The organism is Synergistetes bacterium HGW-Synergistetes-1 (assembly GCA_002839185.1).
Lineage (GTDB): Bacteria > Synergistota > Synergistia > Synergistales > Synergistaceae > Caenicola.
The window spans coordinates 38,805-53,785 of record PGXO01000008.1 but is presented as its reverse complement, the minus strand read 5'-3'; the positions used below and the strand labels follow the sequence as shown (position 1 = coordinate 53,785).

Here is a 14,981-nt window from a genome sequence, read left to right as displayed (position 1 = left end):
CTGCCTGAGCAAATAGCGCTCAGGCAGACAGAGATAGATTGGTTGTGTTTTTATTAGTTGTTATTTTGTTGATTTGCTCGTTTCTACGACCATCTTGTCCAGATTTTTAAGAAAGTCTTTACCAAATACATTGTAATACTTTGGCCATACTACTTTTCTAATATGAGCGCCAAACTCAACAAAGTGCTGGTCGGGGTATTCGGCAACTTCAATCCCCGCTTTTTTGAGCAGCTGTGCATATTCCTTATCTTTCTGATCCATTATCTGAAGGGTTTTAAGCGAGTGTTTGTTAAATGTATCGCGGACTATTTTCTGTTCTTCCTTAGAGAATGATTTCCAAATATCTTTGTTGATCATTAGCCACATGGGAGGGCAAACACTTCTATTCGCATCCACGTGCTTAACAATATCTTTCCCCAGCAGATATACGTTTTCGAGAGGCTGGCCTGATGCTCCGTCAACCTGTCCTGTCTGCATGGCACTCCAAAGTTCAGATACATCCATAGTTACTGTCTGGTAGCCCATTGCTACATAGGTGTCTCTGTAGAGAGGCATTGCAGGTACTCTTATACTTCTTTTCTTGTTCTCAAATCCTGTGAACTTTTCAGGGCGCTTTCCTTTTGCAAAAATAAGGGTTGCGTATGATTCCGGCCATGGACCAAGACTGACAAGACCTAGTTCATTGAGAATCGAATCAATTTTTTTAGGCAGAGGTGAGTTTGCAGAAAAAGCTACTTTTGCCAGCTGCTTGTATCCAAGGGGAGCATAGTAGGGAAGGTTGAGCAAGTCCAGCCTTGGGTCCCAACGTTTTGTAAGCCATGTCGCTGATAACTCAATGGTACCCTGTCTCACTTCTTCAACTGATTCTTCGTAACCACCAAGCTGACCGCCAGGGTAAACTTTGATATCCACTTTGCCATTGGTAAGTTTTTTGATCTCTTTTGTTGCGTCAATCAAGCCCTGAGTCTTAAAGCTGTCTTCAGGGTCAGGCGCGTACATTCTTAGAGGTCTGGCACTTGCGATTGATGGTACACAAACAATGAATACAAGCAAAAGTGCTGCGATAATATAGTTTCTGGTTTTTGAATTGACAGTTCTCATTATGTGATCCTCTCCTCACTTTATTTGGTGTTAAACGGGTTGTGATAATAAACGATTAAAGTGACCGATTAAATTATTCACTCCTTTCAATGTAGTGGCTTGTGCAGATATTATAAAAATTTAATTCAAGCCAACTAGTCTGGAATATAAAATAATAAACAAGCAATTTATTGGCACTACCATGGACCAACCATAAAGTGGGTATTAGTATAAAGACATTGTTTGATTTTGTCTAGAGGTTTTTTATTGCCGCATTGAAATAAAAAACACAGGCCGGGACAGATAAATGCCTGTTCCGGCGCTATTATCAAGTGCAAAATGAAAATTGATTTTTAAAGTGCCCAGTAAGGGTGGGAAAATCTGGAAGTGATATGAGGGTAACTCTTTTCCATTAAGAAAATGGACTCAAGCATGTGTTTTTTTAGAATGTCACCAGCGAGAATAGGGTCCTTGACCTCAATCGCAGTTATTATTCTTTTGTGTTGCTCCCGGATATGTTCCATCCATCCTGTTTTACTTATCAAATCAGGATGCACAAGTATGTTGTTTCTTTCAACAAAAGAGTTGATGCTCTCGTTAATACGTGAGATGACTGGATTATGAGCTGCCTCTACTACAAGATAATGCAGAAGCGCTTCCCATCTGCTGTTTTGCATTTGTTCCTCTTTAGTTTGGTATGGGCAGTTAATGAAGTTTTCATAACATTCCCATAGTTTTTTCAAATCTTCTTCTGTCCGTCTTTCAGCTGCCATCCGAGCAGCCGGTACTGATATTATGATCCTTGCCTCCATTTGATAAGTAACCAGCTCTGATGGTAATGCCTGCAGGTTTTGTAGGTTATCAGTAATACCGAAATCATCTTGTTTTTTTACAAAAATCCCCTGACGCTCCCTTACCTCGATTGCTCCAAATCCAGCAAGTGTAATGATCGCTTCACGTAATACATTTCTGCTGACATTGAGTAATCTTGCTAAGTCTCTTTCGGAGGGTAGTTTATCACCTTCTGAAAATTTGTTTTCTTTAATTAACTGTACTAGCTTATTCTGGACTAGTTGTTTTTTGCTAACTGTACTATCTTTGGGCAAGAGTAAATTATCCATTTATGAACTCTCCTAATGTATTGAAATATCTGTTAAATTATACAGCCTACTTTAACAAAAAATTACCTGATTGACATCATTATAATCGAGCGTATAATTGTCAGCATTGGTAGTACCTATGGCAATACCAAAAAATTATATCACTTCCCTTTTAGAATCTGAAATATTGAATGGGGACACTTGGAGATCGTTAATGGAAAAGCACATAAAAAGTCTGCTAAAAATACACATAGCTGTTTTGTTATTTGGAATTACTGGACTTTTCGGCAAATTTTTAAACATGCCTCCGCAGTATATAGTTCTTGGAAGAGTATTTTTTGCAAGTATTTCAATAGGGATTTACCTCTTGCTAAGTGGAACATCTATTAAATTGGCCTCTCTGCAAGACTACATAGTTGTTATTGCAATGGGCGTTTTGCTTGCTGTACACTGGACCTCATTTTTCAAGTCGGTGCAAGTTTCGACAGTTGCCATTGCTCTTTTAACATTTTCTTCCTATCCAATTTTTGTCACTTTTATTGAGCCACTAATGTTTAGCGAAAAGTTAAAAAAAATTGACATAATTTTTGCCTTTGTAATGTTTATTGGAGTAATTTTGATCGTTCCCGAGTTTGACCTGAACAATGATCTTACGGTAGGTGTTCTTTGGGGGATGTTTGCATGTCTTACTTTTTCAATAATGTCGCTATTGAACAGAAAGTTAGCTGCAAATTATTCTGGCAGTGTAATAACATTTTACGAACAGGCAACGGCAAGCATAGTTCTATTACCTATATTGTTATTCTACAAACCTTTAATGACAACCTTGGATTGGGGTTTGATCGTCTTGTTAGGCGTTGTTTTTACCGGACTGGCTCATTCCTTGTTTATTGGGGGAATGAAAGATGTCAGAGCACAAACTGCCGGAGTAATTGCGGGTCTTGAATCATTTTACGGTATTATTTTTGCGGTAATAATATTGAATGAAATTCCGTCAATCAGAGAAGCATTGGGAGGTTTAATTATCCTTTCTACCGCACTGGCTTCTACCCTTATGTCATCACGACAGGAATCCTAAAATTGATAATAATTATAAAAATTATATATTGACAGAAAGATTTATTGAGCTATAATTTTTTACGTAAACTGGTACTGCCTCTGGTAGTGCCAACAAGTTAAATTCGAGGTTTGCTAAATTTCTAGTTGAGACTATTCAGGAGGGCAATAATGGAAAACCTAAAAGAGCAGCCGAAATACATGGAAAGAGTCAACAGGCTCAAAGAAAAAGTATTTGAGACATATCCTGAGATCGACCTTGAGGATGCGAAGCTCCTTACCGAGAGTTTTCTCGAGACTCAGGGAGAAGCTCTTGTAACTAGGAAAGCGAAAGCTTTTCTAAAGCAGTGCAGGGAAAAGACAGTAAAAATATGGGACGATGAACTGATCATAGGGAATTCAGGCAGCAAAATAAGGGGTGGAATACTCTCTGCAGATGTCTGCTGGTCTGTCCTCGACAGGGAACTTGAAACGATAAACACCAGGGAATATGACAAGTTCCACCTCCTTCCTGAAGACAAAGAGGCCTTCAAGGAACTTATACGTCCTTACTGGAAGGGCCGTTCCAACTATGAGGAATGGCTTGCAAGGATCCCTTCAGATGTTGCGGCACTTCGTGATAACGGAGCCCTTTATATCGATAAAAAGGCTGTTAGAGGCTGGGGAGAAGTCACAGCAGGGTACTCATGGTTTATAAACAACGGTGTTGACAAGATCGTCGATAAAATAAAGAAACGCAAGGCCCCACTTGACCCTACTGTTCCCGGCGATTACGAAAAAGAAGTATACCTGGACGCTCTTCTTATAACTGCAGAGGGCATTGTCATCCTCGCTGAGCGCTATGCAACAGAGGCCGATCATCTTGCGGCTGTTGAAAAGGACCCCAAACGCAAAAAGGAACTTGAAACTATTGCTGAAACATGCCGCTGGGTACCTGCCAGACCGGCAAGGACCTTCAGGGAGGCTATGCAGTCTTTCTACTTCTACCAGATATGCATTTTCATGGAGCAGAATGCGGCCGCATATAACCCGGGACGTATGGATCAGTATCTCTATCCCTTCTATAAGTCAGATTTGGAAGCGGGCAGGATAACGCAGGAAGAAGCACAGGAATTGTTTGACTGTCTGTGGGTGAAGTTCTCTGAGCCCTGCCTTTTCCAGGACGCGAAATCTGCAGAATATGCTTCAGGATATCCGATGTTCCAGAACCTTTGTGCCGGTGGTATAGACACAAACGGACAGGATGCGGTCAATGATCTCTCGTACATGATCATTCAGGCCACTATGGACACCCAGCTATACCAGCCTTCGCTCTCCGTGCGTTACAATATGGCGAAGAATCCAAACTCCTTCCTTAGGAAGATCGTGGAACTCATCAGTCTTGGTACAGGGTTCCCCGCATTTCACAATGACGAAGTCGGCATCCGCATGCTCATGAACAAAGGGATCCCTCTAAGGGAAGCCCTTGACTGGAATCCGGGCGGGTGTGTAGAAACAAACCTGGCCGGGAAGCTGCGTGGATATTCTGCCCTTGCTGACATTAATCTTGGAAGTGTAGTCGAGTTTACACTTTTGAACGGTAAGTGCAGGAAGAGCGGCAAACTCGCAGGTGCTCAGACAGGTGATCCGCGTGACTTTAAGACCTTTGAAGAATTTATGAAAGCTCTTAAAGATCAGCTGCATTTTGTGATCAGGGTCGTGGTAAAGGCAAGCCACATTATCGACGAAATTTGCATGAATAGGCCGGTCCCTGCTCTCTCATTGAGCTTTGAAGAGTGTATTGACAATGCGAAAGACTACGCCTGGGGCGGTGCAAAATACAACGCAGGAAACGGAATAATCTGCATAGGTGTGGCAGATTTTATCAACAGCGTTGCAGCCATTAAGCATGTTGTTTACGATACAAAACAGGTGTCCATGTCGAGGCTTCTTGATGCTCTTGCATGCGATTTTGAGGGCTGCGGGGATGTGCTGAAAGCATGTAAGGAAGCTCCGAAATTCGGGAACGACGATCCCCGTGCAGATGACTTTGCGGCAGAACTCTTTACATATATTGCAAACGAGATAGAGAGCTACAGAAGCAAGTTTGGAGTTATGACTCCGGGTATACTTCCTGTCTCAGGAAACACCCCTTTTGGCGTTGAAGTAGGGGCTCTCCCTTCCGGACGCAAGGCAGGCAAGCCTCTTGCAGACGGAGTGAGCCCAAATGGCGGAACGGATGTCAACGGTCCCAGTGCAGTGCTTAAATCTGTGGCAAAAATGCCGCATGACCGTTTTGTTCAGGGAACGCTCCTCAATATGAAACTCGATCCTGAGATGATATCCAATGAAAATGGTGTACAGCAGCTTATGGCAATGCTGAAAAGCCTTTGTACATTGGGTATCTATCATGTCCAGTTCAACGTTGTCGATCAGAAAAAACTGATCGCAGCACAGAAAAACCCGGAGGAATATAAGAATCTTCTGGTGCGTGTAGCTGGATACACTGCTTTCTTTGTGGAACTTGGGAAGGATGTTCAGGACGATATAATATCAAGAACTGTACAGACTGAATCTGGTTCCTGCATTTCGTGCGGTTAGAAATGGGAAGATCTTCCGCCTCAATTGAGGGAAATGTTCTGCGGATCGAGAAAACTTCGATCCACGATGGGGAAGGCTTAAGGACAGTCGTATTTTTAAAGGGCTGTCCTCTTAAATGTCTCTGGTGTTCCACGCCCGAATCACAGAAGTCCTCCCCTGAAATAGGCTATATCAGGGGAAAATGCATCCTTTGCGGGATATGTGTCTCTGTCTGCCCCCAAAAAGCACTTTCTATAGACGAAGAAAAAGAGATGGTGTCGATTGAAAGGGATAAATGTAACGGATGTATGTTGTGTGTGAAAAAATGCCCCTCTTCAGCCCTTAAGGGTTACGGGGCGCGCATGACCTCCAAACAGGTCATTCATGAGATATCAAAAGACGAAGTCTTTTATTTTCATTCAGGCGGAGGGGTAACTATAAGCGGAGGCGAGCCTTTTGATCAGGCTGAATTCGTACGCGAAATATTGATCGGATGCAGGGAAAGGGGAATAAACAGAGCCCTTGAAACAAGCTTTTTCTCCTCATGGGAAAAGATTGAGAGCATCCTTCCTCTTCTGAATCTTCTCTATGTTGACCTGAAGCACGCCGATCCTGAGGAGCATAAGAAATTAACAGGTGTCGACAATAGGGTTATATTGGAAAATATCAAACGCGCAGACGCCTCTCCCCATGATTTTGACCTTGTGATAAGGACTCCACTTATTCCGGGGCTGAATGATTCTGATGATGCGATCAAAAAGTCAGCCGAGTTTATAAAAGGGCTTAAAAAGATCAAGTTTATGGAATTTCTGGCATATCACAGGCTTGGCACGGAAACGTACAAAAACATGGGGCTTGAATATCCCCTGCAGGAAATCAAGACACCGAGCCTTGAATTCATGAAGGGAAAAGCTATAAAGTTTCAAGAAATAGCAGGTGTTCCGGTCAGGATAAACGGAATACCGCTAAATAATTAGGATCAGTATAAAGAGTCACGTTTTTGAAATATTATTGGAGTGCCGGCAAAGAGAAAAGCTGCCGACACTTTTTTGTTCGTTTTTCCATTGGACAGGCGGGTGGAAATGGATTAAATTAAACAGGCTGTTAGCTTGGTTTTGAGAGGTATTAATTCGAATTTTTCGGGGTGTTTTTAATTTGGTCATTTATGGAGTCCTTCTGCTTTCCTTATGCTATTTTGCAGGTCTCTTTGTCGGAGAGGTTATGGGAAGGTTTGTGGGCCTTAATGCCAACGTTGGCGGGGTCGGATTTGCCATGCTCTTTCTGCTCCTTCTGTGCAGCTATTCGGAAACCGTGAAGAACAGCCTGAGGAACGAGCGTCTTTGCTCCGGACTGAAGTTCTGGCAGAACATGTATATCCCTGTCGTTATTGCGATGTCGGCATCTCAGGATGTAGTGAAGGCTGTAAGGAGCGGATGGCTTGCAATACTCTGCGGAATCACCCTGACGGTCCTCAGTCTCTGCCTTATACCTTTTGTCAGCAGGATCTCCTCTTCGAAGGCGAAACAGGGAGAGGAAGGCATGGAATGATTGGACATTTTGAGATAGCTGAAAAAATGCTGATAAAAAATCCACTCGTTACCGCCTTCGCTGTGGTGGGACTGGTGACCTTTGTTTCCTACGCCCTTTCAAAATATTTGACGAAGGGAAAGCTCAACGGATCATCGATAGCCATACTCTTCGGCCTTTTGATGGCATATGTTGGAGGCAGGATAACTGGAGGGAGCAAAGGCATATCGAATATTCCGATCTTTGCAGGGATAGGGTTGCTGGGCGGTTCGATGATGAGGGATTTTACTATCGTGGCCACAGCTTTCGGCGCTGACTTCAACGAACTGAAGAAATCAGGACTGGCAGGTCTTGTCTCGCTTGTTCTCGGGGTCCTTTTTTCCTTTACGATAGGAGCGATCTTCGCCTGGTTTGGCGGTTATACCACAGCGGAAGATATAACAACGATCGGAGCGGGGGCGGTAACGTTCGTTGTAGGACCTGTGACAGGAGCTGCACTTGGAGTCGATTCTTCCGTCATAGCCCTTTCTATCGGGATCGGTGTGGTCAAGTCTATAGCTGTAATGGTGATAACGCCGCTTGTTTCGAAGATCATAAGGATAGATAAACCGAGAGAGGCTATAATTTTCGGCGGCCTGCTGGGTACGACCAGCGGAACTTCCGCAGCGATGGCTGCAATTGACCCTGCACTCGTACCTTACGCCGCCATGACAGCTACTTTTTATACCGGCCTGGGATGCCTTGTCTGCCCGTCTGTGCTTTATTTTGCTGTAGCAGCTATCGTCTAAATAAGTTATATTATTCTTTATAAGGAGGACTTTTAATGGGTAAGTATAATTTTGATGAATATATAGAACGGCGCAACACAAGTTCGATGAAATGGGACCTTGTGGGAGAGCGTTTCGGGGATCCTGACCTGCTTCCCTATTGGGTCGCGGACATGGACTTCAGATCACCTCCGGAGGTAATAGAGGCGATAGAGGAGAAACTGAAGCATGGTGTCCTCGGCTATCCTGTCGTAAAGGAGAGCCTGATCGAATCGATAGTGAACTGGGAAAAGGTCCGTCATGGATGGAGCTTTGACAAAAGTGCTGTGACCTGGGCTCCCGGTGTTGTCGGAGGACTTGCCTTTGCTATTGAGGCCTATACGAAACCCGGCGACGGAATAATACTTCAGACTCCCGTCTACCCCCCATTTTATGAAATTATCGAGACGGCAGGCAGGCATGTTGTGAAAAACCCCCTGAAACGGGAGAACGGCAGATTTGTAATGGATCTGGACGGTCTGGAAAAGCTTATCACCCCGACATGCCGTACGCTAATATTCTGTAGCCCTCATAACCCAGTCTCCCGTGTATGGACCAAGGATGAACTTGAAAAACTTGCGGATCTGGCTGAAGGGAAAGATATGCTGATTCTTTCTGATGAAATACATCAGGATATAGTATTCAGCGACGCGAGGCATACATGCCTTGCGACACTGCCGAAGATGGAAAAGCGAACTGTAACATTTTTAGCCCCCAGCAAAACATTCAACCTGGCAGGCCTTGCATCATCCGTCGCGATAATACCAGATCCATCTTTGATGGAGCAGTACAAGTCGGTGCTTGTGAGGTTCCACCTTTCAAGGCTCAATGCGATGGGACTTGTTGCAATGGAAGCTGCCTACACAAAGTGCGCGAACTGGGCTGACGAGATGGTGGCATATCTGGAGGGCAACAGGAACTATGCTGAGAAATTTGTAAAAGAACGTATGCCCAAGGCAAAGATGGATCATCCGGAGGGAACATACATATTCTGGATAGATTTCCGCGGGTATGGTTTTGATGGAAAGACCCTGCCCGAATTCCTCGCGAAAGAGGCAAAGGTGGCACTGAACAAGGGGCTTGACTTCGGATCCGAGGGTGACGGATTTGCCCGCCTCAATGTTGGAACTACAAGAAAACAACTTGCGGAAGGCCTGGAGAGGATCGCAGCCGCGCTGGACAAGAAAGAAATCAGCTGAACAAAATTTAGGGAATATAGGGAACAGACTTTAATGGTTGGAATCAATTTGGTGGATCAGCAGCCGGCGTAAACGCCGGCTGCTGATCATTATCTATATGTCAATAGATCCGTTGATGCAGGTTGAGACATAATTTTTGTCGATCGTTATCACAGGGTAATAATTAGGGTCTTCAGTTTTTATCGCTTTTTCTATCCTATGGATAAGTTTGGTCGCTGAGACATCAAGTTCGGCAGGTACTACAACGTCAAAGATCAGGTTGGTATGAGTTTCGCCTTTCACTATCCTGAAATCATGTATGGTGAAGCGTTGGTCAATATTTGTCACTATCTCTTCGGTCATCTTTTTCAGTCTGTTGACCTCTTCGTCATCGGTAATTATCGGATCCATATGTATTACCAGGTTGATATTGAGGTCTCTGGCGCAGTCTCTTTCAATGCAGTCTATGATGTCATGTGATTTTAAGAAGCTTTCGTTCGCGTGAACTTCTGCGTGCACGGTGGCAAAATATACCGCGGGGCCGTAATTGTGTATCACAAGATCATGAATGTTTAATATCCCGTCGTATGACAGGATCTTTTTTTCTATACTGTCGACGAGCTCCGGGTCGGGCATTTGTCCCAGTATCGGTCCCAGTATAGATTTAAGTATCTGAATTCCCGACCAGAGAACGAAAAGTGCGACTCCTATGCCCATCCAACCGTCTATTTCAACCCCGGCAAATTTGGATATCAGTGCCCCGATGAGGACTGCCGAAGTGGCCAGGACGTCATTCGCTGAATCTACTGAAGCAGCTTTTATCGTCGAAGAGGAAATGATGTCCGCTATCCTTGCATATAACCTGCTCAGCCATAACTTAACGGCGATCGAAAGAGCCAGTATGACAAACATTATCGTTGAGTAGGTTGCAGGGCGGGGGTCCATTATCTTATTTGCCGAGGACCTTATAAGCTCCACCCCTACGAACAATATGGCGATACCGAGGATAAATCCGGTGAGGTACTCTATCCTGGCGTGTCCGAAAGGGTGGTCCCTGTCTGCGGGTTTGCCTGACATTTTGAAGCCGATGAGGGTCACTATGGACGATCCTGCGTCAGACATGTTGTTTATGCCGTCCGCAGTCACCGATATGCTGTTGAAGACCGTTCCTGCAATGATCTTGCTCAGGCTGAGCACAATGTTAAGGATAAGCCCTATGATGCCGGAGAAAACCCCATAGCCTTTTCTCACTGATGGGTCTTCGTGGTTTTGGCTGTCTGTTATAAACCGTCTGATCAAAAAATCGAACAATTCGACCACCTTCGAAATAACTGCCGGGATATGTATCCTGTATATGATAGCAGTAAAGAAGAAAAATGAAGCTTGATAATTTTTTACTTCCTGATTCAGATATTGACTGAATGATGTTAAACTGAAGCTGCGCAAGCTTTGACATTATCCCTGTATGGTACTTACTTTTTATGAAATTTGGAGGTGTGCGACATGGAAAAAAAATCGATAGGAAACAATGCGTTTTTACTTCCCATGCCAATGGTCCTAGTGGGTTCATGCAAGGGGGGCAGACCCAATTTCATGGCAGTGGCGTGGGTCAGCCGTGTAAACGCTTCACCAAATGCGATGTGTATTGCGATAGGTAATAAATTCACGGCAGAAGGGATTTTTGAAAACAAAGAGTTCAGCATCAACATACCTTCAGTGGATCTGATCGCACAGACAGATCTGATGGGGCTCATAAGCGGAAGGGAATATGACAAGTCAAAAATTTTTGACATATTTTACGGATCGCTGAAAAACGCACCGATGATACGCGAGTGTCCCGTCACAATGGAGTGCAGGTTGATAGAATCAGTCCGGCTCGAGGTGGATACCCTTTTCATCGGAGAGGTCAGGAACGTCTGGTCTGAAGATAAATATATGACTAACGGAGCCCCGGATATAACAAAGGTCTCCCCCTTCTGCCTCAGCATGCCCGACAACCGTTACTGGTCGATAGGGGAGGAAATTGGAAAAGCCTGGCATGACGGCCTGGAACTCAAAGAAAAACTCGAAAAGATATAGGTGAACATGTTTTCTGATAAAAATCAGGGGCTCCCGAAAGGGAGCCCCCCCGTCTCTTTTAGGATATGACTGTGTCAGAAGTATATTACCACTTGCCTCTGCTTACGTGGCCTGCGATCTCGGCTTTGCTTCTCTGCTTGATCATTGTTGCTTCTTCTACTGCCTGCTTGAAGAGTGCTACGCACGGAGGATCGAGGTTGATTTCGATGCCCTCTTCCGCAAGCGCTTTGAGTTTGTTTGCAAGCTTTACGATCTCCATGTGGATGTCGTTTGTTCTGACTGACATAAGGACTTTCTTTGCCTCGTCTTCTGTGAGGGCCGTGAACTTATCTTTTTCTGCTCCGCATTTGGGGCATTTTTCGGGTGCTTCTGGTCCTTCATGGATGTAACCGCATACTGAACATTTCCACAACATAATATCTACCTCCCGTGTATTTTAGTAAAGAATTTTTTCCAGGATGCATTTGATTTAGTCTGCCACGATGAAAAGACAAACTGTCAAATATTTAAGACGATTATAATTATACCACGAAAAAGCTTTGCTTTTAATTATCTTAAGTTTCAGATAATTCTTCTTTTCACTGATTTAGATTTATATGGACAAAAGTGAATACTATGAACAAAACAGTATGTTGACATTGACACTTTTATCACAAAGCATCTATACTTTTTTAGATATCAATTTATGGGAATGATAAGTTCTTCTTTGCCGGATCCTCCGACAGGGCGGATGAAATGCCCATAACCGGACTGTCTGTCTGCAGGGAAATTTACCGTGCAGGGGGAAGGGTCGCTGAGAGTCATTGATCATGACGCTGTCAGAAGCCTTTCGCTTTGCGAAAGGCTTCTTTTTTAATTTTTTACGAGGCAGGTGAAGATCTGATGGAAGAAACTCGTATAGGAGTAGCAGCTGTAATAGTTGAAGATCCTGATTCAGTGAGAGAGGTCAACGATGTCCTCCACGAACACAGCGGAATAATAATAGGCAGGATGGGCATTCCTTACAGGGAACGGGAGTTAAGTGTGATATCGCTGGTCCTTGACGCTACGCCGGACGAAATAAGCGCGCTGACAGGTAAGTTGGGGAAGATAAAGGCAGTCTCTGTAAAAGCTGTGATGTCAAAGGGACGGAGTTCCTGAGTCCTTTCATGAGGACGAATAGCATCGTACATTAAAGGCCTGACTTATTATAGAGTGAAATACCCTAAGTAACGTTTAATCAAAAGGAGAGATTTTTGTGAGAAAAAGATTTTTAGCTGCATTGCTTTTACTTTCAGTCGCGGTAACCGGGGCCTTTGCCTCAGATATGCCCGAAAAACTGGGCATCACATATGTTAAAGCTCCTTTGAATATTCCGTCTATCGTAGCAAAATATAATATGACGTTCGAAAAAGCGTATGAGGGCGTTGATCTATCTTTCCCTGAAATAACAGAGGGTCCGAAACAGACTGCAGCTCTTGCTGCCGGAGAAATTGGAATAGCAAGCTGCCTCGGTTCGACATCAGCCATCCTTGCAGCCTCAGAAGGACTTGATGTAAGGATCATAGGCATATATTCGAGGGCGCCAAAGGCATTCATGATCATAGTGAAAGATCCGGCAATAAAGAGTGTTAAGGATCTCAGAGGCAAAAAAGTGGCAGGTCCCAAGGGAACGATACTGCACCAGCTGCTTGCGGCGGCTCTTGATAAAGATGGCATGTCCGTAAAAGACGTTGAATTCGTCCAGATGGACCTCTCTTCAGGAGCAAACGCGCTGGCGACCGGAAGTGTTGACGCAGCTCTTCTTGCAGGCCCGGCTGCCTATAAGGCTCTAACATCAGGATCGCGCATGCTGAAAAATGGAGAAGGGCTTGTAGATGCAACAATAGTCATCGCTACATCAGAAAAATTTGCGAAAAGCTACCCGAAGGCAGTATCGAAGTTCATGGAATCACACAAGAAGACTCTGGGCTGGATAAAAAAGAACCCTGATAAAGCTGCTGAAATGACACAGAAAGAGACGGGGCTTCCCATGGATGGGGTTAAGATGATGACTCCATGGTATGATTTCGACAGTTCCGTTAGAAAGACGGATATCCAGGAACTTATCCGCACCCAGAACTTTATGCTGGAGAATGGACTTCAGCGCAATAAAATAGACGTAAATTCGATCATATTGAGGTGACAGCATGGATCTTCAGGAGACTCCAAGGGGCAGCAGGCTGCACATAGGGTTTTACGGAAGGCGCAACGCGGGCAAGTCAAGCCTCATAAACCTTGTAACGGATCAGCAGACAGCTTTGGTTTCCGACCATGCGGGGACGACCACCGATCCAGTCATAAAGAGCATGGAACTGCTGCCTCTGGGACCCGTCGCCGTGATCGACACAGCCGGTCTTGATGATGAAGGTGACCTTGGCAGGCTTCGTATCTCAAGAACAATGGAGATGATGGACAGGACGGACCTTGCCCTTCTAATAGTCTCTGCAGCAGATGCGGATGATATATCGCTGGAAGGGGGCTGGCTCGAAGAGCTGAGGAAGAAAAAGATACCCGTCATCGGGGTACTCAGCCAGATCGACAGAGTTGGCCCGGATAAGGCCGAAACTATAAGGTTGGCCCTTGAGGCAGGCCTGGGCATACCTTTTACGGGCGTCTCAGTCAACAAAAGAGAATGCAGAGCTGTGCTTCTTTCAGCCATTGTAAAAAATGCACCTACAGATTTTGAGAGCCCCACATTTGTCGGTGATATATTCAACAGGGGAGACGCGGTTGTGCTTGTTGCCCCGCAGGACATCCAGGCACCTAAGGGAAGGCTTATACTTCCCCAGGTCCAGGTTATAAGGGACATCCTGGACAACGGCGGGCTTGCTCTAACTGCGACACTGGATCAGTTCGCGCGGCTGCTGGATTCCCTGAAAGAACCCCCGGCACTTGTCATAACGGATTCGCAGGTATTCCCGCAGGTAAATTCGCTGCTCCCCCGTGATGTTCCCCTGACTTCATTCTCTATCGTTATGGCCAGGAACAAAGGGGATCTTGCGACCTTCGTAAGAGGAGCAAGGGCCATCAACTGTCTGAAGGAAAGTGACAGGATACTTGTAGCGGAGGCCTGTACCCATGCGCCGCTGGAAGAGGATATAGGAAGAGAAAAGATACCGAAGTGGCTGAGGGAAAGGGTTGGGAATGGACTGACTGTGGATATTTCCACAGGGCTCGATTTCCCCGCCAACCTAAAGGAATATTCGCTTATTCTCCACTGCGGCGGATGCATGTTCACAAGAAAACAGCTGATGTCGAGGATGATCAAAGCTGACGCAGAGAATGTCCCGATAACTAACTACGGCGTAGCGATCGCTGAGATCAACGGGATCCTGGAAAGGGTAACTGAAGTTTTTCCCGAATTTAAAAAAGCAGGGAACTGAGATACATCTGAATGATCCGGCTGAATAAAGCAGCCACTTGATCCATAATAAGGGTTGCTTTTTCTATTTTGCTTTTAGAGTTATTCGGTGTCCGGATCGATTTGCTGGTCAACCGTTGCAAAAAGTTGTTAATTTTTGGTTTAATATTTAAACTAAGCGTAGATTTATTCTGAAGGTAAAAAATGGTTTCCC

14 protein-coding genes are annotated in these 14,981 nt (G+C 44.7%); 10 read left to right on the top strand and 4 right to left on the bottom strand.

Annotated elements, in window-relative coordinates:
* Nucleotides 1–60 precede the first annotated feature (60 nt).
* Nucleotides 61–1,101, bottom strand: coding sequence for a hypothetical protein (locus CVV54_07875; protein ID PKL04012.1), 1,041 nt, complete (start codon nt 1,099–1,101; stop codon nt 61–63).
* 332 nt (nt 1,102–1,433) lie between these two features.
* On the bottom strand, nt 1,434–2,201 hold the full coding sequence (locus CVV54_07870) for a hypothetical protein (GenBank protein PKL04011.1): 768 nt from the start codon (nt 2,199–2,201) through the stop codon (nt 1,434–1,436).
* Nucleotides 2,202–2,394: 193 nt separating this feature from the next.
* On the opposite strand from CVV54_07870, the gene CVV54_07865 reads away from it, so the two are divergent.
* The 6 genes from CVV54_07865 to CVV54_07840 all read left to right on the top strand — a co-directional run bounded on the left by CVV54_07865 (nt 2,395) and on the right by CVV54_07840 (nt 9,327).
* Complete coding sequence (locus CVV54_07865) at nt 2,395–3,258, top strand: EamA family transporter (protein PKL04010.1); 864 nt, start codon at nt 2,395–2,397, stop codon at nt 3,256–3,258.
* A 149-nt stretch (nt 3,259–3,407) separates the two neighbouring features.
* Nucleotides 3,408–5,816, top strand: a complete 2,409-nt coding sequence (locus tag CVV54_07860) for a formate C-acetyltransferase/glycerol dehydratase family glycyl radical enzyme (protein PKL04009.1) — start codon at nt 3,408–3,410, stop codon at nt 5,814–5,816.
* A 2-nt stretch (nt 5,817–5,818) separates the two neighbouring features.
* Nucleotides 5,819–6,772: a glycyl-radical enzyme activating protein gene (locus CVV54_07855; GenBank protein ID PKL04008.1), complete on the top strand. Its 954-nt coding sequence runs from the start codon at nt 5,819–5,821 to the stop codon at nt 6,770–6,772.
* Nucleotides 6,773–6,950: 178 nt separating this feature from the next.
* Nucleotides 6,951–7,343 (top strand): malonate transporter, encoded by a 393-nt coding sequence (locus tag CVV54_07850; protein PKL04007.1) that lies wholly within the window; start codon nt 6,951–6,953, stop codon nt 7,341–7,343.
* The gene (gene madM, locus CVV54_07845) at nt 7,340–8,110 is read left to right on the top strand and encodes a malonate transporter subunit MadM (GenBank protein ID PKL04006.1); all 771 of its coding nucleotides are present in this window, start codon (nt 7,340–7,342) and stop codon (nt 8,108–8,110) included. Before CVV54_07850 ends, madM begins: the two co-directional genes overlap by 4 nt.
* Nucleotides 8,111–8,145: 35 nt before the next feature.
* Nucleotides 8,146–9,327, top strand: a complete 1,182-nt coding sequence (locus tag CVV54_07840) for a cystathionine beta-lyase (protein PKL04005.1) — start codon at nt 8,146–8,148, stop codon at nt 9,325–9,327.
* A gap of 93 nt (nt 9,328–9,420) precedes the next feature.
* Here CVV54_07840 and CVV54_07835 read toward each other — a convergent pair whose 3' ends face one another.
* Nucleotides 9,421–10,617: a cation-efflux pump gene (locus CVV54_07835; GenBank protein ID PKL04004.1), complete on the bottom strand. Its 1,197-nt coding sequence runs from the start codon at nt 10,615–10,617 to the stop codon at nt 9,421–9,423.
* Between the two features lie 192 nt (nt 10,618–10,809).
* Here CVV54_07835 and CVV54_07830 point away from each other — a divergent pair, with 192 nt between their 5' ends.
* Nucleotides 10,810–11,385 carry a flavin reductase family protein gene (locus tag CVV54_07830; GenBank protein ID PKL04003.1) on the top strand — a complete coding sequence of 192 codons (576 nt, stop codon included), beginning with the start codon at nt 10,810–10,812 and terminating at the stop codon, nt 11,383–11,385.
* 85 nt (nt 11,386–11,470) lie between these two features.
* Here the strand turns inward: CVV54_07830 and CVV54_07825 are convergent, their stop codons facing one another.
* Nucleotides 11,471–11,800 (bottom strand): rubredoxin, encoded by a 330-nt coding sequence (locus CVV54_07825; GenBank protein ID PKL04002.1) that lies wholly within the window; start codon nt 11,798–11,800, stop codon nt 11,471–11,473.
* A gap of 467 nt (nt 11,801–12,267) precedes the next feature.
* Between CVV54_07825 and CVV54_07820 the strand changes: the two genes are divergently transcribed.
* The 3 genes from CVV54_07820 (at nt 12,268) to hydF (ending at nt 14,789) form a co-directional block, all read left to right on the top strand.
* Nucleotides 12,268–12,525, top strand: a complete 258-nt coding sequence (locus CVV54_07820) for a CopG family transcriptional regulator (GenBank protein PKL04064.1) — start codon at nt 12,268–12,270, stop codon at nt 12,523–12,525.
* Between the two features lie 166 nt (nt 12,526–12,691).
* On the top strand, nt 12,692–13,549 hold the full coding sequence (locus tag CVV54_07815) for an ABC transporter substrate-binding protein (GenBank protein ID PKL04063.1): 858 nt from the start codon (nt 12,692–12,694) through the stop codon (nt 13,547–13,549).
* 4 nt (nt 13,550–13,553) lie between these two features.
* Nucleotides 13,554–14,789, top strand: a complete 1,236-nt coding sequence (gene hydF / locus CVV54_07810; GenBank protein ID PKL04001.1) for a [FeFe] hydrogenase H-cluster maturation GTPase HydF — start codon at nt 13,554–13,556, stop codon at nt 14,787–14,789.
* The last annotated feature ends 192 nt before the right edge of the window (nt 14,790–14,981 follow it).